Below are 17692 nucleotides of genomic sequence, written 5' to 3' on the forward strand. Positions count from 1 at the left end.
ACCGAGTAAAAATGGCCTGCGCCGGCAACAGCGCGGGCCATTTTTCGACGTGCCCAGGCGCGAGAGTGCTGGTCAGTTCGCCCAGCTGATACTTTTGAAAATCAAATAGAGCGCTCCACCCTCACCACGCGGTGAGCGATACGCACCGAGAGCATGGCAAATTCGAACCATTGTTCCCGTCAATTCCCAACCCAGCGCTTCCAGGTCATTGCCGGCGTTGGGCACATAGGCCTGGGCCAACTCATCTATGCTGTTCTTCTCGCCGAAGGAGCGAACCAGCTTGGCGTCGCTGAGAAGCTCGCTGGGCAAATTCGAATTTGCCCAAGCCCACAGCCAATTGCTGGCCTTGGCGCTCGTGGAGCCTGCAATCTGGATCTCAGTGACGATCTTGACGCCTCCTTCATCCGAGAACAGAAGCTTTCCGGCCGTGAGGTCATAGTCATAGCGTGACCAACTGCCGAGGCGAAAATCTCTATGCAAGCGGTCATTCTTGGCATGCAGTTGCTCAACGGCCGTCGCGCCAAGCAGGATACCAGTCTGGCTTCATTCTCCCCTCACCCTGATGGCTGCTCACTACACGCTCAGCGTCCGGCGCACAGCATCGCGCCAACCAGCAAGTTTGGCTGCGCGCGCGGAGCCATCCATGGCCGGCTGGAACCTCCGCTCCAGCGCCCAGCTCTTCGCGAATTTCTTGGCATCCGGCCACACGCCTGCCTTCGACCCGGCGAGCCACGCGGCACCCAGCGCCGTCGTCTCCAGGATGGTCGGACGGTCGACCGGCGCGTCGAGGATGTCGGCCAGCCTCTGCATGGTCCAGTCCGACGCAACCATGCCGCCGTCGACCCGCAGCACGGTCTTGGCCGAAGCTCCCTTCCAGTCCTTACGCATGGCGTCGAGCAGGTCGCGCGTCTGGTAGGCGACGGATTCGAGTGCGGCGCGGGCGAATTCCGCCGGCCCGGAATTGCGCGTCAGCCCGAAAATGGCGCCGCGTGCCTCGGCGTCCCAATGCGGCGCGCCGAGCCCGACGAAGGCCGGCACCAGGTAGACGTTTTGCGTTGGATCAGCCTCGGCAGCCAGCTTGCCGCTTTGCTCGGCCTTGCCGATCACCTTGATGCCGTCGCGCAGCCATTGGACCGCGGCGCCGGCAATGAAGATCGAGCCCTCCAGCGCATAAGTGGTCTTGCCGTTCAGCCTGTAGGCAATAGTGGTCAAGAGCCGGTTCTTCGAACGCACAAGGTCGCTGCCGGTGTTGAGCAGCGCAAAGCAGCCCGTGCCGTAGGTGGATTTCATCATGCCCGGCTCGAAACAGGCCTGGCCGATGGTCGCCGCGTGCTGGTCGCCGGCAACGCCAAGGATTCTTATCTCGGCGCCGAAGAGATTTTTCTCCGTGATTCCATAGTCATCGGCGCAGTCTTTTACCTCGGGTAGCATTTTTGCCGGGATGTTCAGTATCGACAGCAGTTCGTTGTCCCAGGCATTTTTCTCGATGTTGTAGACCAGCGTGCGCGAGGCGTTGGTTGCGTCCGTGGCGTGGACCTTGCCGCCGGTCAGCCGCCAGATCAGAAAGCTGTCGATGGTGCCGGCGAGCAACTCGCCCTTCTCGGCACGACGCCGCGCCCCTTTTACCTTGTCCAGCATCCAGGCGATCTTGGTACCGGAAAAATACGGATCAAGCAGCAGGCCGGTTTTTTTGGTGAACTTTTTCTCCAGTCCCTGCTTCTTCAGTTTCTGGCATAGCGGCGTGGTGCGCCGGTCCTGCCAGACAATGGCATTGTGGATCGGCTTGCCGGTCGCCTTGTCCCAGATGACGACGGTTTCGCGCTGATTGGTGATGCCGAGCGCGGCCACTTCGGATGCAGCCCGGCCGGCATTCTTCAGCGCCGCCTTCACGGTCGTCACCACGCTCGCCCAGATGTCTTCGGGATCGTGCTCGACCCAGCCGGAGGCCGGATAGTGCTGGGTGAATTCCTTCTGCCCGCTGCCGGCAACCTTCATATCGCCGTCGAACAGGATCGCCCGGGTCGAAGTCGTGCCCTGGTCGATGGCAAGGATGTATCCGGTCATTCTGCTTCCCCGCTTAATGCATGTCGCCCAAAGGTGACCTCGGTTTTGGGAGAACGACATGCACAAAAACAAAGACCTAAAGCGCGTTGCATGAATCCGTCTCAACGCGACGCGCTTTAGTCTTTTACACAAACAGGGGAGACGGCAAGATGCCGCCTCCCCTATTCTCATGATGCTGGCGCGAGCGCCGACACCAAGGCTACTTCTGCCAGCTCTTCACCAGTTCGTCGTAGTTGATGGTGATCGGCTTTTCCTTCTCGTTCTCGATCTTCAACTGAGGAGCGAGATTGCCCTTCTTGACCGCGTCGGCGTTCCAGTAGGCGAGGTCATGCTCTTCGGCCATCTTTGGGCCGATATCGCCCTGGACGCCCGACTTCTCGATGCGGCTCATGACCTTTTCCTGTTCGCCGCAGAGCGAGTCCATCGCTTCCTGCGCGGTCTTGGCGCCCGACGACGCATCGCCGATCGCCTGCCACCAGAGCTGTGCCAGCTTCGGATAGTCAGGCACGTTGGTGCCGGTCGGCGACCACTGAACGCGGGCCGGCGAACGGTAGAACTCGATCAGGCCACCGAGCTTCGGAGCCCGCTCGGTGAAGCTCTTGTCGTGGATCGTGCTCTCGCGGATGAAGGTCAAGCCGACATGGCTCTTCTTCACGTCGACTGTCTTCGAGGTGACGAACTGCGCGTAGAGCCAGGCGGCCTTGGCGCGGTCGGTCGGGGTCGACTTCATCAGCGTCCAGGAGCCGACGTCCTGATAGCCGAGCTTCATGCCGTCCTTCCAGTAGACGCCATGCGGCGACGGCGCCATGCGCCACTTCGGCGTACCGTCGTCGTTCAGCACCGCCTTGGCGCCGGCATCGACCATCGAAGCGGTGAAGGCGGTGTACCAAAAGATCTGCTGGGCAACCGCGCCCTGCGCCGGAACCGGGCCGGATTCGGAGAAGGTCATGCCCTGGGCTTCCGCCGGAGCGTAGGCCTTCAGCCAGTCGAGGTATTTCTGGATCGAGTAGACGGCGGCCGGGCCATTGGTGTCGCCGCCGCGCGCCGTGCAGGAGCCGACCGGACGCGAATTCTCGTCGACCTTAATGCCCCACTCATCGACCGGCAGACCGTTCGGCAGGCCCTTGTCGCCATTGCCGGCCATCGACAGCCAGGCGTCGGTGAACCGCCAGCCGAGCGACGGGTCCTTCTTGCCGTAGTCCATGTGGCCATAGACCTTCTTGCCGTCGATCTCGCGGCCGGTGAAGAACTCGGCGATGTCCTCATAGGCAGACCAGTTGACGGGAACGCCAAGGTCGTAGCCGTACTTGGCCTTGAAGTCCGCCTTGTTCTTCTCGTCGTTGAACCAGTCGTAACGGAACCAGTAGAGGTTCGCGAACTGCTGGTCGGGAAGCTGATAGAGCTTCTTGTCCGGAGCGGTCGTGAACGAGGTGCCGATAAAATCCTTCAGGTCGAGGTTCGGGTTGGTGACATCCTTGCCCTCGCCCGCCATCCAGTCGGTCAAATTGCGCACCTGCTGGTAGCGCCAGTGGGTGCCGATCAGGTCGGAATCGTTGACCCAGCCGTCATAAAGGTTCTGGCCCGTCTGCATCTGGGTCTGGATCTTCTCGACGACGTCGCCTTCCTGGATGACGTCATGCGTGATCTTGATGCCGGTGATGGCGGTAAAGGCCGGCGCCAGCACCTGCGATTCATACTGGTGCGTGGCGATGGTTTCCGAAACGACCTTGATGTCCATGCCGGCGAAAGGCTTCGCGGCATCGATGAACCACTGCATTTCGGCTTCCTGGCCAGCGCGGTCGAGCGTCGAGAGCGGGCCGATTTCCTTGTCCAGGAAAGCCTTTGCCTCGTCCATCCCGGCATAGGCATTGCCCACGCCCAGCAACAGGACAAGGGCCGTCGTTGATGTTAAAAATTGCCTTCGCATGTGTTTCCTCCACAGTTTTAAGGTTCAAGTGCGATCTGGAGCGGCCGCCGGCACGCGGTCGCTCCAACAGTTTCCCCCTCTATACGTAGCGGAACACGCCAATGGCGTAGACCACGGAGAGAGCGAGAGCCCACCACAGGTTGGATCCGACAAGACCCAACCAAGCGAGATGGATAAAGGCGCTGCCAAGCAGCGACAGGAAAAGACGGTCGCCGCGCGTTGTCTCGAAGCGCAGCACGCCGACGCGCGGATTGCCGCCCGGCGAGGCGCATTCCCACGCCGCCATGCCGCACAGCAGCAGAAGGATGGTCCCGAAAAAGGCCGCCGTCGGCCACGTCCACGCCATCCAGGTGAGGTCGAAATTCATCGTCAAACCCTCCCCAGGGCGAAGCCCTTGGCGATATAATTGCGCACAAACCAGATGACGAGCGCGCCGGGGATCAACGTCAGCACACCGGCGGCGGCGAGCAGGCCCCAGTCCATGCCAGCGGCCGAAACCGTGCGGGTCATGGTGGCGGCGATCGGCTTGGCGTCGGTGGTGGTCAGCGTACGGGCGATAAGCAGTTCCACCCACGAGAACATGAAGCAGAAGAAGCAGGCCACGCCGATGCCGCTGGCGATCAGGGGCATGAAGATTCTGACGAAGAAGCGCGGGAACGAATAGCCGTCGATATAGGCGGTTTCGTCGATTTCCTTCGGCACACCCGACATGAAGCCTTCGAGGATCCACACCGCCAGCGGCACGTTGAACAGGCAGTGCGCCAGCGCCACCGCAATGTGCGTGTCGATCAGGCCGAAGGCCGAATAGAGCTGGAAGAACGGCAGCGCGAACACCGCCGGCGGCGCCATGCGGTTGGTCAGCAGCCAGAAGAACAGGTGCTTGTCGCCGAGGAAGCGGTAGCGCGAGAAGGCGTAGGCTGCCGGCAGCGCGGCAGCCACCGAAATCACCATATTCATCACCACATAGGTGATCGAGTTGATGTAGCCCGAGTACCAGGAGGCGTCGGTGAAGATGGTGACGTAGTTGGCGAGCGTCGGCTGGTGCGGATAGAGCGTCAGCGAGGAGACGATCTCGGCATTGGTCTTGAAGCTCATGTTGATGAGCCAGTAGATCGGCAGCAAAAGCACGACGATGTAGATCGTCGGCACGATCCACCACCAGCGCGATTCCTCGCCGCGTTTGCGCATCAGCCGGGCGACCTGATCCTGCGACAGTGTGCTCGCCAGTTTGCCCGCTGCTGTGGTCTCGCTCACTCTATCGGCTCTTTCGTTGGCGCCGGTCATCTCAGCGCTCCGCGTCGTAGTTGGTCATCACGGTGTAGAAGACCCATGACAGCAGAAGGACGATGAGGAAGTAGACCAGCGACATGGCTGCGGCCGGACCGAGGTCGAACTGGCCGAGCGCGGTCTTGACGAGGTCGATCGACAGGAATGTCGTCGAGTTGCCGGGACCGCCGCCGGTCACCACGAAGGGTTCGGTATATATCATGAATGAGTCCATGAAGCGAAGCAGCACGGCGATCAGCAGCACCCTGTTCATCTTCGGCAGCTGGATGTAGCGGAACACCGCCCAGCGCGAGGCGCCATCGATCTTGGCCGCCTGATAGAAGGCATCCGGAATGGAGACCAGGCCGGCATAGCAGAGCAGCACGACGAGGCTGGTCCAGTGCCAGACATCCATGATGATGACGGTGACCCAGGCATCGAACGGGTCCTGCACATAGTTGTAGTCGATGCCGAGCGCGTTGACGTAGTAGCCGAGCAGGCCGATGTCGTTGCGGCCGAAGACCTGCCAGATGGTGCCGACGACGTTCCACGGAATCAGCAGCGGCAGCGCCATCAGGACCAGGCAGACCGGCACGCCCCAGCCCTTTTTCGGCATGTTGAGCGCAATGAAGATGCCGAGCGGCACTTCGATCGCCAGGATGATGAAGGAGAAGATCAGGTTGCGGACCATCGCTTCCCAGAAGCGGCTGGAAGACAGCAGTTCCTCGAACCACTCGGTGCCGGCCCAGAAGAAGACGTTGTTGCCGAACGTGTCCTGCACCGAATAGTTGACGACGGTCATCAGCGGGATGACCGCCGAGAACGCCACCAGCACCAGCACCGGCAGCACCAGGAACCAGGCCTTGTTGTTCCAGGTCTTTTCCATCTATGCCCCCATCTCGACGCGCCAGGAATCGGCATAGATGTTGATGCCGGCCGGCTCGAACCGCACCTTCGGATCGGCCGGCACGGTCTCGTCCTCGCCGATGACGGCCGCAATCTCGCGGCCTTCGAGCTTGGCGCGGACCACCTTGTGGCGGCCGAGATCCTCGACCTTGCTCACCTGCACGGCCATGCCGTCGCGGCCAAGCCGGACATATTCGGGACGGATGCCGAGTTCGATGGCGCCGCTGCCCGCTTTTGGCGCGCCCGGCAGTTCGATGCGCTGCGAGCCGAGCGTCGCCGTCTTGCCGTCGATGGCCACCGGCATGACGTTCATGCCGGGCGAGCCGATGAAATAACCGACAAAGGTATGGCGTGGCCGTTCGAACAGTTCGGCCGGCGTGCCGATCTGGACGATGCCGCCGTCATACATGACCACGACCTGGTCGGCGAAGGTCAGCGCCTCGGTCTGGTCGTGGGTCACATAGACCATGGTGTAGCCGAAGCGGCGGTGCAGCTGCTTCAGCTGCGAGCGCAGCACCCATTTCATATGCGGGTCGATGACGGTCAGCGGCTCGTCGAACAGGATGGCGTTGACGTCGGAGCGCACCAGCCCGCGGCCGAGCGAGATCTTCTGCTTCTGGTCGGCGGTCAGGCCCCTCGCCTTCTTCTTCGCCCAGGACGCCAGGTCGATCATCTCCAGCGTCTCGCGCACCTTGCGGTCGACATCGGCTTCCGGCACGCCGCGATTGCGCAGCGGGAAGGCCAGATTGTCGTAGACGGTCATGGTGTCGTAGATGACCGGGAACTGGAACACCTGCGCGATATTGCGCTCCTGCGTCGACAAATTGGTCACGTCCTTGCCGTTGAACAGCAACTGACCGTGCGACGGGTGCAGCAATCCCGAAATGATGTTGAGCAGCGTGGTCTTGCCGCAGCCCGATGGCCCGAGCAGCGCATAGGCGCCGCCGTCCTCGAAGGTGTGGTGCACTTCCCTGAGCGCGAAATCGGCATCCTTCCGAGGGTTCGGCAGATAGGAATGCCTGACATGGTTGACGTCTATGCGTGCCATATCTTTCCCCTCAAGCCGCCAGCTTCGGCGCGGCCACGGCACGGCCGTGCTCGTCGAAGACCATGATGTGGCGCGGATCGATGAACACCTCGATCTCGGCGTCGGGTTCGAAGTCGCGGATGCCGTGGCTCAGCATCACCCAGCGTGCATCCGCGAAATCGAGATGGATGAAGCTTTCCGAGCCGGTGATTTCGGTGATCGTCACCTTGGCGCGCACCGGCACAGCGGTGGCATTGGGCCGATCGAGCGACAGGTGATGCGGCTGAAAACCGACCGTGTACATGGCATCGGCAATGCCGGCGAGATCGGCGGGCACCGGCAGTTTGACCCCACCTTCGAGCAGGAAATCCCCACCTTTCTTGGCCAGCACGATGGTGTTGAGCGGCGGGTCGGCGAAAGTCTTGGCCGTCACCAGATCGACCGGTTTGCGGAACACGTCGATGGTCGGTCCGAACTGGGTGATGCGCCCTTCGGAAAGCGTCGCCGTGTTGCCGCCGAGCAGCAGCGCTTCGTGCGGCTCGGTCGTGGCGTAGACGAAGATGGTGCCGGCGGCGGCGAAGATCCTGGGCAATTCGGCGCGCAGTTCCTCGCGCAATTTGTAGTCGAGATTGGCGAGCGGTTCGTCGAGCAGCACCAGGCTGGCGTTCTTGACGATGGCGCGCGCCAGTGCGGTGCGCTGCTGCTGGCCACCGGACAGGCTCAGCGGCGTGCGGTCGAGATAGGGCGTCAGCTTGAGAAGTGCTGCGGCATGGCGCACTTCCTTGTCGATCTTCGCCTGATCGGTTCCCGCCACCCTGAGCGGCGAGGCGATGTTCTCGTAGACGGTCATCGCCGGATAGTTGATGAACTGCTGGTAGACCATGGCGATCTTGCGCTTCTGCACCGGCACGCCGGTGACATTCTGGCCGTCGAACCAGATCGAACCGGAGGTTGGCACGTCGAGGCCGGCCATCAGCCGCATCAGGCTGGTCTTGCCCGAAAGCGTCGGTCCGAGCAGGACATTGAGCGAGCCGTGCTGGAGCGTCAGCGACACATCGCTTATATGCGCGACAGCACCGACCGTCTTGGTGACGTTTCTCAGTTCCAGCATGACGCCTCCTCCCAGGCCTTCCGCATCAGCTCAAACCCCTCTTCATTCGGCAGCCGCGACATGGCGCCGGCTTATGCCGTGCATGAATTCATCGAGAGCCGCCACCTGCTCGCGGCTGAGATGCAGACCGCGCTTGGTACGGCGCCACAATACATCTTCCGATGTGACGGCCCATTCGTTTTGAACGAGATAGCGCACCTCGGCCTCGTAGAGATCGGCGCCGAAGTTGCGGCCGAGATCGACGTTCGATTTGGCCAGCCCCAGCAGCATCCTTGCGCGGGTGCCATAGAGCCGGGTCAGCCGGCGAGCCAGGCGCGCGTCGAGGAACGGATAGGCAGTCTTCAGTTTCGCCACTTCGGCATCGAAACCGGTGGCCGGGAAATCGCCGCCCGGCAACGGCGCGTTTGCCGTCCACGGCTTGCCGCGTTTACCCAGAAAACCCTCGATCTTTTCCAGCATCGATTCCGACAGCCGGCGATAGGTGGTGATCTTGCCGCCGAAGGCGTTGACGATCGGGGCGGCACCCTCGCCGCCATCGGCCTTGAGCACATAGTCGCGCGTCGCTTCCTGCGCCTTGGAGGCTCCGTCATCATAGAGCGGACGGACGGCCGAATAGGTCCAGACGATGTCCGAACGCTTGACGGCTTCAGCGAAATATTCGCTTGCCGCGGCGCAGAGGTAGTCGATCTCGGTGTCGCTGATCCTCACGTCATGCGGATCGCCGGGGTAATCCTGGTCCGTGGTGCCGATCAGGGTGAACTCTTCTTCGTAGGGAATGGCGAAGATGATGCGACCATCCCTGTTCTGGAAGAAATAGGCGCGCGGATCGTCGAACTTCCTGGCGATGACGATGTGGCTGCCCTGCACGAGGCGGACATTGTGCACATCGTTGAGGCCGACGACGCCGGAAAGCACATGATCGACCCAGGGGCCGGCGGCATTGACCAGCAGGCGCGCCTTGATCTCCTCGGTCTCGCCGGTCTGCAGATCCTCGACCTGGACCGTCCACAGACTGTTTTCGCGGCGCGCGCCGACCACTTTCGTACGGGTGCGGACCGTTGCGCCGCGGTCGGCCGCATCACGTGCATTCAGCGCCACCAGCCGCGCATCATTGACCCAGCCATCCGAATACTCGAAGGCCTTCTTGAATAGCGGCTTCAAAGGCTTGCCGGCCGGATCCCTGGCCATGTCCAGCGTCCGGGTCGCCGGCAGCAATTTGCGCCCGCCAATGTGGTCGTAGAGGAAGAGACCGAGCCTGATCAGCCAGGCCGGGCGCAGGCCCTTGGCATAGGGCAGCACGAAGCGCATCGGCCAGATGATGTGCGGCGCGTTCTTCCACAGAACCTCGCGCTCCATCAGCGCTTCGCGCACCAGGCGGAATTCGTAGAATTCGAGGTAGCGCAGGCCGCCATGAATCAATTTGGTCGAGCCCGAGGAGGTCCCGCTGGCGAGGTCGTTCATCTCGGCGAGAAAGACGGAAAAGCCACGCCCGACGGCGTCGCGGGCGATACCGCAGCCATTGATGCCGCCGCCTATGACGAAAATGTCACGGATCGGAGATGCGTCCACAAATTCCTCCAGCGATTTCGCATTGCACCATTTTTGGGCTTTTACGAAACCGTGTCGGAATTATTTCGAAATGATAACGAATGTCAAACGAAATATCACGGGCGCGTGATATCAGCTGAAAACCGCCTAGGCGAGCGACGTCTCGATCAGCTGAACCTCGGCCTCCTGGCAGATCTTGCGCACCGAGGGGATGTCGCAGCGGTCGGTGATGAAGGTGTTGACCTGCGACAGATGGCCGATGCGCACCGGTGCGGTTCGCTCGAATTTGGTCTGGTCGGAAACTAGGATGACATGCCTTGCATTGGCGATGATCGCCTGCGCCACCTTGACCTCGCGAAAATCGAAGTCGAGCAAGGCGCCGTCATGGTCGATGGCGGATGCGCCGATCACCGCGTAATCGACCTTGAACTGCCTGATGAAATCGACCGCCGCCTCGCCGACCACACCGCCATCGGAACCGCGCACGACACCACCGGCGATCACCACTTCGATCGACGGATATATCCGCATCCTATTGGCAACATTGATGTTATTGGTGATGACCATGAGACCGTTGTGATCGAGCAACGCCTTGCTGACCGACTCGGTCGTGGTGCCGATGTTGATGAACAGCGAGGCGTTGTCGGGGATCAGCCTGGCTGCCGCACGGCCGATCGCCTCCTTCTCGTCGGCGGCAATCTTGCGTCTCGCCTCATACTCCATGTTCTCGATGCCGGAGGGGTACAGCGCGCCGCCATGGATGCGCGAGAGCAGCCGCTGATCGCACAAATCGTTGAGGTCCTTGCGTATGGTCTGCGGCGTCACATTGAAGTGGTTGGCCAGATCATCGACCAGCACGCGGCCGTGATCCTTGGCCATCTGGATAATCTCGGCATGGCGCGGCGACAGATACATGGGCAACCTCCCGTTTTCGTTTTTCTTGTCTATAGTCGAAAACGAAACCGATGAAAAGGCATAAGCCGGCTAACGAAATCAGCGACCCAGGCCACGTGCGATTTCAGTAATCACCACAAAAGCCGTTTCGACATCGGCGGCGGTCGCCTCGAACTGTCCGACCTGGAACCGGATTGCGATCAGTCCATCAACCTTCGTCTGCGTCAGGTAGATGCGGCCATCGTCGTTGATCGCATTGACAAGGCGCAGATTGTGCTCGTCCCCGTCGGTTGCGGTCTTGTGCCGGAACGAGAACAACGACAGCATCGGTTCGCTGACGATCTCGAAATCCGGCTCCCTTGCCAGCCGCGCCGCCAGCCCTTCGCTCCACGCGACATGATTGCGGATCATCGCGCGCAGGCGTTCCAGGCCATGGGCGCGCAGCAGGAACCATAATTTCAACGCGCGAAATCGCCTCCCGAGCGGTACCGACCATTCGGAATAGTTGATGATGCCGTCATGACCGTGCGTCTTCAGATAATCCGGCTTGATGGCCAGCGTCCTGACATGGCTTTCAGGGTCGCGCAGGAACTGGATCGAGCAGTCGAACTGAGCGCCCAGCCATTTGTGCGGATTGAAAACGATCGAATCGGCGCCTTCGACGCCTGTCCAGAAATGCCGATATTCCGGACAGATCATCGCCGATCCCGCCCAGGCGGCATCGACATGGAGATAAAGCCCATGCCGCCGTGCCACCTCGGCAACCGCAGCAATGTCGTCGGTGCCGCCAGTGCTGGTGCCGCCGACGCAAGCGATGATGCCCGCCGGCAGCATGCCGGCTTCCCGGTCGGCGACGATTGCCGCCTCGAGCGCGGCCGTGTCCATGGCGCGAAAGCGGCCGCTGACGGGAATGCGCACGAGATTGTCCTCGCCGATGCCGGACACCCAGATCGCCCGGTCGATCGACGTGTGCACCTGGTCGGAGGAGTAGATGCGCAGCCGCGCCTGCCCTGCCAGGCCCTGTTTGTTGCCTTGCCAGTCGAGTGCCCGTTCGCGCATGGTCAGCACCGCGGCCAACGTCGCCGATGAGGCTGAATCCTGGATTACGCCCGAGAAACCTTCCGGCAGACCGAGCGCCTGGCGCATCCAGTCGACGGTGCGCGTTTCGAGTTCGGTCGCCGCCGGCGACGTCTGCCACAGCATGCATTGCGCGGCCATCGCCGAAACAAGATATTCCGCCACCACCGAAACCGGCGCCGCATTGGCCGGGAAATAGGCGAAGAAGCGCGGATGCTGCCAATGCGTCATTCCCGGCAGGATCTTCTCTTCGAAATCGGCGAAGATCCGGTCCATCGGTTCGGCGTCTTCGGGCGGCGAAACCTCGATGCTTCTGGAAACGGCGCCGGGTTCTACCAGTGGCCGCACGGGGCGGTCGCGCAGATTGTTGCGATAGTCAGCGCCCCAGTCGGCGGCGCGCCGCGACCATTGCCGGAAATCATCATTGTTCATCCTGTCCTCCCGACATGATCCATCGCTACCATCCGTCGCGGTTGGTCTCTTATTAATTAACGCGTGAAATATATGCAACCAGCAAGAGATGCCGCACGCCTCAGCCAGGGAAATCCGGCAGGCTGGCAAAAGCCGTCTTCAGCGCATTCGACCAGCCATCGGAGATCGTGCGGTAATACTGGTCGTCCTGGCCGATCCGCTTCTTCAATCCGACCTTGAAAGCGTCCTTCTCCAGGAAGAGCAGGTCGAGCGGCAAGCCGACGGACAGGTTCGACTTCAACGTCGAATCGAACGACACCAAAAGCAGCTTCACCGTCTCGGCGAGGCTCATCGTCTTTTCGTAGGCGCGGATGATGATCGGCTTGCCGTATTTGGTCTCGCCTATCTGGAAGAACGGCGTGTCATCGGTCGATTCGATGAAATTGCCTTCGGGATAGATCATGAACAGGCGCGGCTCGCTGCCCTTGATCTGACCGCCGAGGATGAAGGACGCATTGAAATAGGAATCCGCCTTCTCGCCAGCGGGTGACGAATTGGCGATGACCTCCTTGACCGTGTCGCCGACAATGCGGACCGTTTGGTACATCGACGGCGTTTCGAGCAGTGTGGAATGTCTTTCGGAGATTGCCTTGGTGCGCTCGTCAAGCAGGCTGACCACGGCCTGCGTCGTCGCCAGATTGCCCGCCGACATCAAAACGATGACGCGTTCGCCCGGCTCTTCCCAGACATGCATCTTGCGAAAGGTGGAGATGGAATCCATGCCTGCATTGGTGCGCGTGTCGGACATGAACACGAGCCCGCGATCGATCTTCAGGCCAACGCAATAGGTCATGGAATCTCTTCTAGAGCAATTCCAGGAAAAGTGTGAAGCGGTTTTCCGTCCGGAATTGCGTTAAAACAAAGGGATAGAGCGGTTCGGGGTTCCTTGAAACGATGAATCGCTCGGCAGCAATCTTGCGAGGATTACTGCTCCACCGTGACGGTGACCGCAAGCTGTTCTTCCGCCTGTCCCAGCCGAATTCCCGACACCGGCGTGGCGTCGCGGTAATCGCGGCCCGTCGCCACCTTTACATAACGCTCGTCGGGCGAGATGCCATTGGCGGCATCGAAGGCAACCCAGCCGAGACCCGAAACATGCGCTTCGGCCCAGGCATGGCTGGCCGCCTGCTCGACCGTCGCATCCAGCATCAGATAGCCGCTGACATAGCGGGCCGGAAAGCCCATGGCACGGGCGGCGGCGGCAAAGATATGGGTATGATCCTGGCAGACCCCGGTCTTGAGCGCCAAGGCTTCCTCCGCCGGCGTCGTCGCATTGGTCGTGCCGGGCGTGTAGGCGACGCGCTCTCCGATGACAGCCATCAGCCGGTGCAGCCGTTCGATGTCGCTGCCCTTGCCAACCGATGCGGCGAGTTCGCGGATACCGCTGCCGATCACCGTCAATGGTGTCTCATGGCTGTACAGCCAGAGCGGCGTGAAGCCCTGGTGTGGCCCCGAGACGCCCGCGGTGTCGCGCGTCACCACTTCGCCCGACGCCTCGACCGTGATGAAGTCGCGCTCGCCCTCGACGCTCAACAGCCTTGTGTCGTTGCCGAAATGGTCGACAAAGCGGACCTCTTCGCGCGCGCCTTCGATCGCCAGAGCCCAGGACAGAACGGTCTGCGTCGACCCGCTGACCGGAAGCAGCCGCAGCCGCTGCAACAGATAATGCACCGGCGTATCGTAACGGTACTCAGTTCGGTGGGTAATCTTCAGCCGCATGCTTCTATTCCGTTTGTGAGCGCGATCTCCGGACAAACGGTTTCCGTTTGTCTAAGAAAACCGGCTCCACCTTTCGGGACCATGCTCAATTGAACCGATAATCTTGTGCGATTTCGTCGCCCAGCTTGGTGTTGTCGCGAATGAAATTGGCCAGGAATTCATGCAGCCCGGTATCGAAGATATCCTTGATCGACCCGGCTCTCAGCATTGTCTGCGTCTTCTCGGCCGTTGCGTGGCAGGCATGGCGCTCGCCGTAATCGTCGCCGAGGAATTTCAGATGCTCCGACAGGAAGCGATAGCAGAACATCAGCGAACGCGGCATGCGGACATTGAGGATCAGATAGTCGGCAATGTTGGTCGGCTTGTAATCAGCATCGTAGACCCAGCGATAGGAGCGATGCGCCGAGACCGAACGCAGGATCGATTCCCACTGATAATTGTCGAGCGTCGAGCCAACCCAGGAGATCGACGGCAGCAGCACATAATATTTCACGTCGAGGATGCGCGCCGTGTTGTCGGCGCGCTCGACGTAAGTGCCGAGTTGCGAGAAGTCGAAGATCTCGTTGCGCAGCATGGTGCCGTAGAACGAGCCGCGGATCAGCGCCGTCTCGCGCTTGATGGCGTCGAGCACGCTTGGCAGGTCGCGCTCGTCGATCGGCTTGGCCAGCATCCGCTTCAGCGCCATCCAGGCTTCGTTGATGCTTTCCCAGGTCTCGCGCGTCAGCGCGGTGCGCACCATGCGGGCATTGTTGCGGGCTGTCTCGATGGACGACATCGTGCTCGATGGGTTCGACGTGTCGCGCAACAGGAAGTCGGCGACATTGGCGGCGGTATAGTCGGAATATTTCTGGCTGAAGGTGACGTCGGAACCAGCGCTGAGCAGCACCGAATTCCACTCTTCCGAGGCGCTTTGGGTGCGGGTCAGCGCCATGCGCAGGCCGGCATCGACCAAGCGCGCCATGTTTTCCGCCCGCTCGATATAGCGGTTCATCCAATAGAGCCCGTTTGCGGTGCGGCCTAAAAGCATGAAGTGGCCCTTCGGGCTAGTGAGTAGCGAATAGTGAGCAGTGAATATTAAGCAATTGAATCTCAATGAAATATGGCATTTCCTGTCCCTCTATTTCCGCTACTGACTACTGACTATTCCCTACTGACTATTCCCTATTCACTCGTCTCAATCATCCAACACCCAAGTATCTTTCGTCCCGCCGCCCTGCGACGAGTTCACAACCAGCGAACCTTCCTTCAACGCGACGCGTGTGAGGCCCCCAGGCACGATCTGGATGCGGTCGGAGACCAGCACATAGGGCCTGAGATCGACGTGGCGCGGCGCCAGCCCTTTTTCCGTCAGGATCGGGCATGTCGACAGCGCCAGCGTCGGCTGGGCAATATAATTCGATGGCTTGGCCGCCAACTTCTTGGCGAAGGTCTCGCATTCCTTCTTGGTTGCCGCAGGCCCGACCAGCATGCCGTAGCCGCCGGAACCGTGCACTTCCTTGATCACCAGCTCGTCGATGTGTTCGAGCACGTATTTCAGGCTGTCGGGCTCCGAGCAGCGCCAGGTCGGAATGTTGCCCAGGATTGCCTTGCGACCGGTGTAGAACTCGATGATCTCGGGCATGTAGGAATAGATCGCCTTGTCGTCGGCTATGCCGGTGCCCGGCGCATTGGCGATGGTGATGTTGCCGGCGCGATAGACATCCATGATGCCGGGTATGCCGAGAGCGGAATCCGGACGGAACGTCAGCGGGTCGAGGAAAGAATCATCGACGCGGCGGTAGAGCACATCGATCTGCTTGTAGCCTTCCGTCGTGCGCATGGCGACATGGCCGTCGACCACGCGCAGGTCCTGGCCTTCGACCAACTGCACGCCCATCTGGTCGGCAAGGAAGGCGTGTTCGAAATAGGCGGAATTGAAGCTGCCGGGCGTCAGCACCGCAATGGTCGGCGCACCTTTGGTGCTTTGCGGCCGCACCGCCGCCAGCGACTGGCGCAGAAGCTGCGGGTAGTTTTCCACCGGCCGCACCTTGATCTTCTGGAACAGCTCGGGGAACAGCTGCATCATCGTCTCGCGGTTCTCCAGCATGTAGGAGACGCCGGACGGCGTGCGCGCATTGTCCTCCAGCACGTAGAACTCGTCCTCCGAGATGCGGACGATGTCGACGCCGATGATGTGGGTATAGACGCCGGCCGGCGGCCTGACCCCGATCATCTCCGGCAGGAATGCCTCATTCCTGGCGATCAATTCCCTGGGGACGCGCCCTGCCCGCAGGATTTCCTGGCGATGATAGATGTCGTCGAGGAAGGCGTTCAGCGCCTGCACGCGCTGCTCGATGCCCTGCGTGAGGCGCCGCCATTCATTGCCTGAAATGATGCGGGGAACGATGTCGAACGGGATCAGCCGCTCGGAGGCTTCTTGCTCACCATAGACGGCGAAGGTGATGCCGGTCTTGCGGAAGACGCGCTCAGCGTCCTGCATCTTCTCGGTCAGCCTGGCTGGATCCTGCTCCTTCAGCCAGCGATCATACGCCGAATACGGTCTTCTCAATCCGGAGACTTCCGGAAGCATTTCATCGAACGCTGCCAATCGCATACTCCCCTGTGACGCCATTTCACTGGCGTCGCCGGAGAAAATCAAGCGCAATCGGTGATTTGGGAGATACGGGCGATCAGTATGTTGCGCCTGCCTAAAATTGAGGCAGCTGAAATATGACCTTGATCAGCCTTTGCCTCGTGCCCGGGCAAATGCGTTTACCGGCTAGAAAGCACGGAACGTGACGACGGTGAACGTGTCCTTGATGCCGGGGAGAATCTGCACCTTTTCGTTGACGAAATGGCCGACGTCTTCCTCGTCGTCGACATAGAATTTGGCGAGCAGATCGTAGTTGCCGGCGGTGGAGTAGATTTCCGAGGCGATCTCGGCATCGGCAAGCGCGCTGGCAACCTCATAGGATTTGCCGAGCTCGCATTTGATCTGCACGAAAAACGCCTTCATGGCTTCGTCCCGCTAAACGTCCAAGTCCAGCGGCCCTTCTGGCAGACTGGAGGCGGGCTTTCAAGCGCTGGAATCCGTACTCTGCCGGCCCAGGCCTGGGCTGCGACCTGCCGCAGCTCTCCGCCAGCATGCAACCTGCCGCCGAGCGCCAGCGATTATTCGCGATCGCTGAAACCGCGATGCGCTGCCAAGCGTATGTTATGATGCGTCTTCGGACAGCACCATTTCAAGGGAAGATGTTTCGCGGGACAACGGAGACAGGCCATGCGCCGCGCCTTTTTCGCATTCGCAGTCGTTCCATTCCTCTGCGTGTCGTCGGCATTGGCCGGCGATGCCGAGATCAAGGCAGGCCAGTCCGTCATCGACGGTCAGCTAAAGGCCCTCATCGCCAATGATGGCGCCACCGCCTACAGCTTCGCCGCCCCGAATGTGAAGCGGATCTTCCCGACCGTCGATGCCTTCATGAACATGGTGACCAACGGCTATCCGCCGGTGCGCAAGCCGCAGACTTATTCCTTCGGCAAGGTCGAGGAGACCGGTCCGGGTTCGATCGTCCAGCAGGTGCTGATCGTCGGCCCCGATGGCAAGGATTACGAGGCGGTCTATACGCTGCAGCAGCAGCCCGACGGCACGTTCCAGATCACCGGCTGCAGCCTGCGCGCCTCGAATTCGCTCAGCACTTGAGGC

The 17692-nt window shown here is 61.0% G+C and carries 17 protein-coding genes; 1 reads left to right on the plus strand and 16 read right to left on the minus strand.

What is annotated here, in order from left to right:
* Positions 1-72: 72 nt before the first annotated feature.
* From AC0NIL_RS20375 to AC0NIL_RS20450, 16 genes are all read right to left on the minus strand, one after another.
* Entirely contained in the window at positions 73-480 is a 408-nt protein-coding gene (locus tag AC0NIL_RS20375; protein ID WP_224672845.1) for a DUF6882 domain-containing protein, read from the minus strand.
* Between the two features lie 93 nt (positions 481-573).
* A complete protein-coding gene (gene glpK / locus AC0NIL_RS20380) occupies positions 574-2064 on the minus strand; it encodes a glycerol kinase GlpK (RefSeq protein WP_013531806.1) in 1491 nt (496 codons plus the stop codon).
* A 199-nt stretch (positions 2065-2263) separates the two neighbouring features.
* Positions 2264-3991 (minus strand): ABC transporter substrate-binding protein, encoded by a 1728-nt coding sequence (locus AC0NIL_RS20385; RefSeq protein ID WP_013531807.1) that lies wholly within the window; start codon positions 3989-3991, stop codon positions 2264-2266.
* A gap of 79 nt (positions 3992-4070) precedes the next feature.
* The gene (locus AC0NIL_RS20390; protein WP_275953091.1) at positions 4071-4358 is read right to left on the minus strand and encodes a DUF2160 domain-containing protein; all 288 of its coding nucleotides are present in this window, start codon (positions 4356-4358) and stop codon (positions 4071-4073) included.
* Between the two features lie 2 nt (positions 4359-4360).
* Positions 4361-5275 carry a carbohydrate ABC transporter permease gene (locus AC0NIL_RS20395; RefSeq protein ID WP_013531809.1) on the minus strand — a complete coding sequence of 305 codons (915 nt, stop codon included), beginning with the start codon at positions 5273-5275 and terminating at the stop codon, positions 4361-4363.
* Between the two features lies 1 nt (position 5276).
* Positions 5277-6143, minus strand: coding sequence for a carbohydrate ABC transporter permease (locus AC0NIL_RS20400; RefSeq protein WP_013531810.1), 867 nt, complete (start codon positions 6141-6143; stop codon positions 5277-5279).
* On the minus strand, positions 6144-7211 hold the full coding sequence (locus AC0NIL_RS20405) for an ABC transporter ATP-binding protein (protein WP_013531811.1): 1068 nt from the start codon (positions 7209-7211) through the stop codon (positions 6144-6146). It abuts the gene before it with no gap.
* Positions 7212-7221: 10 nt separating this feature from the next.
* Positions 7222-8301, minus strand: coding sequence for an ABC transporter ATP-binding protein (locus AC0NIL_RS20410; RefSeq protein ID WP_064995842.1), 1080 nt, complete (start codon positions 8299-8301; stop codon positions 7222-7224).
* Between the two features lie 42 nt (positions 8302-8343).
* Positions 8344-9870, minus strand: coding sequence for a glycerol-3-phosphate dehydrogenase (glpD, locus tag AC0NIL_RS20415; protein ID WP_063172087.1), 1527 nt, complete (start codon positions 9868-9870; stop codon positions 8344-8346).
* A 126-nt stretch (positions 9871-9996) separates the two neighbouring features.
* Positions 9997-10764 (minus strand): DeoR/GlpR family DNA-binding transcription regulator, encoded by a 768-nt coding sequence (locus AC0NIL_RS20420; protein WP_013531814.1) that lies wholly within the window; start codon positions 10762-10764, stop codon positions 9997-9999.
* 78 nt (positions 10765-10842) lie between these two features.
* Positions 10843-12252, minus strand: coding sequence for a pyridoxal phosphate-dependent decarboxylase family protein (locus AC0NIL_RS20425; protein ID WP_127369308.1), 1410 nt, complete (start codon positions 12250-12252; stop codon positions 10843-10845).
* Positions 12253-12352: 100 nt separating this feature from the next.
* Positions 12353-13084, minus strand: coding sequence for a proteasome-type protease (locus AC0NIL_RS20430; protein ID WP_013531816.1), 732 nt, complete (start codon positions 13082-13084; stop codon positions 12353-12355).
* Positions 13085-13215: 131 nt separating this feature from the next.
* Positions 13216-14010 carry a transglutaminase family protein gene (locus AC0NIL_RS20435; RefSeq protein ID WP_063172085.1) on the minus strand — a complete coding sequence of 265 codons (795 nt, stop codon included), beginning with the start codon at positions 14008-14010 and terminating at the stop codon, positions 13216-13218.
* A gap of 85 nt (positions 14011-14095) precedes the next feature.
* Complete coding sequence (locus tag AC0NIL_RS20440; protein WP_024503501.1) at positions 14096-15037, minus strand: alpha-E domain-containing protein; 942 nt, start codon at positions 15035-15037, stop codon at positions 14096-14098.
* 147 nt (positions 15038-15184) lie between these two features.
* On the minus strand, positions 15185-16597 hold the full coding sequence (locus tag AC0NIL_RS20445) for a circularly permuted type 2 ATP-grasp protein (protein WP_024503502.1): 1413 nt from the start codon (positions 16595-16597) through the stop codon (positions 15185-15187).
* A 171-nt stretch (positions 16598-16768) separates the two neighbouring features.
* Positions 16769-17005, minus strand: coding sequence for an Lrp/AsnC family transcriptional regulator (locus tag AC0NIL_RS20450; RefSeq protein ID WP_010909609.1), 237 nt, complete (start codon positions 17003-17005; stop codon positions 16769-16771).
* Between the two features lie 264 nt (positions 17006-17269).
* Here AC0NIL_RS20450 and AC0NIL_RS20455 point away from each other — a divergent pair, with 264 nt between their 5' ends.
* A complete protein-coding gene (locus AC0NIL_RS20455; RefSeq protein ID WP_063167942.1) occupies positions 17270-17689 on the plus strand; it encodes a DUF4864 domain-containing protein in 420 nt (139 codons plus the stop codon).
* The last annotated feature ends 3 nt before the right edge of the window (positions 17690-17692 follow it).

This window comes from Mesorhizobium sp. WSM1343 (assembly GCF_055901535.1).

What these genes read in the sequence shown, in the direction of transcription:
- glpK (WP_013531806.1), bottom strand. Translation starts at nt 2,064, where the DNA reads ATGACCGGATACATCCTTGCCATCGACCAGGGCACGACTTCGACCCGG.
- AC0NIL_RS20385 (WP_013531807.1), bottom strand. Translation starts at nt 3,991, where the DNA reads ATGCGAAGGCAATTTTTAACATCAACGACGGCCCTTGTCCTGTTGCTG.
- AC0NIL_RS20390 (WP_275953091.1), bottom strand. Translation starts at nt 4,358, where the DNA reads ATGAATTTCGACCTCACCTGGATGGCGTGGACGTGGCCGACGGCGGCC.
- AC0NIL_RS20395 (WP_013531809.1), bottom strand. Translation starts at nt 5,275, where the DNA reads ATGACCGGCGCCAACGAAAGAGCCGATAGAGTGAGCGAGACCACAGCA.
- AC0NIL_RS20400 (WP_013531810.1), bottom strand. Translation starts at nt 6,143, where the DNA reads ATGGAAAAGACCTGGAACAACAAGGCCTGGTTCCTGGTGCTGCCGGTG.
- AC0NIL_RS20405 (WP_013531811.1), bottom strand. Translation starts at nt 7,211, where the DNA reads ATGGCACGCATAGACGTCAACCATGTCAGGCATTCCTATCTGCCGAAC.
- AC0NIL_RS20410 (WP_064995842.1), bottom strand. Translation starts at nt 8,301, where the DNA reads ATGCTGGAACTGAGAAACGTCACCAAGACGGTCGGTGCTGTCGCGCAT.
- AC0NIL_RS20420 (WP_013531814.1), bottom strand. Translation starts at nt 10,764, where the DNA reads ATGTATCTGTCGCCGCGCCATGCCGAGATTATCCAGATGGCCAAGGAT.
- AC0NIL_RS20425 (WP_127369308.1), bottom strand. Translation starts at nt 12,252, where the DNA reads ATGAACAATGATGATTTCCGGCAATGGTCGCGGCGCGCCGCCGACTGG.
- AC0NIL_RS20430 (WP_013531816.1), bottom strand. Translation starts at nt 13,084, where the DNA reads ATGACCTATTGCGTTGGCCTGAAGATCGATCGCGGGCTCGTGTTCATG.
- AC0NIL_RS20435 (WP_063172085.1), bottom strand. Translation starts at nt 14,010, where the DNA reads ATGCGGCTGAAGATTACCCACCGAACTGAGTACCGTTACGATACGCCG.
- AC0NIL_RS20440 (WP_024503501.1), bottom strand. Translation starts at nt 15,037, where the DNA reads ATGCTTTTAGGCCGCACCGCAAACGGGCTCTATTGGATGAACCGCTAT.
- AC0NIL_RS20450 (WP_010909609.1), bottom strand. Translation starts at nt 17,005, where the DNA reads ATGAAGGCGTTTTTCGTGCAGATCAAATGCGAGCTCGGCAAATCCTAT.
- AC0NIL_RS20455 (WP_063167942.1), top strand. Translation starts at nt 17,270, where the DNA reads ATGCGCCGCGCCTTTTTCGCATTCGCAGTCGTTCCATTCCTCTGCGTG.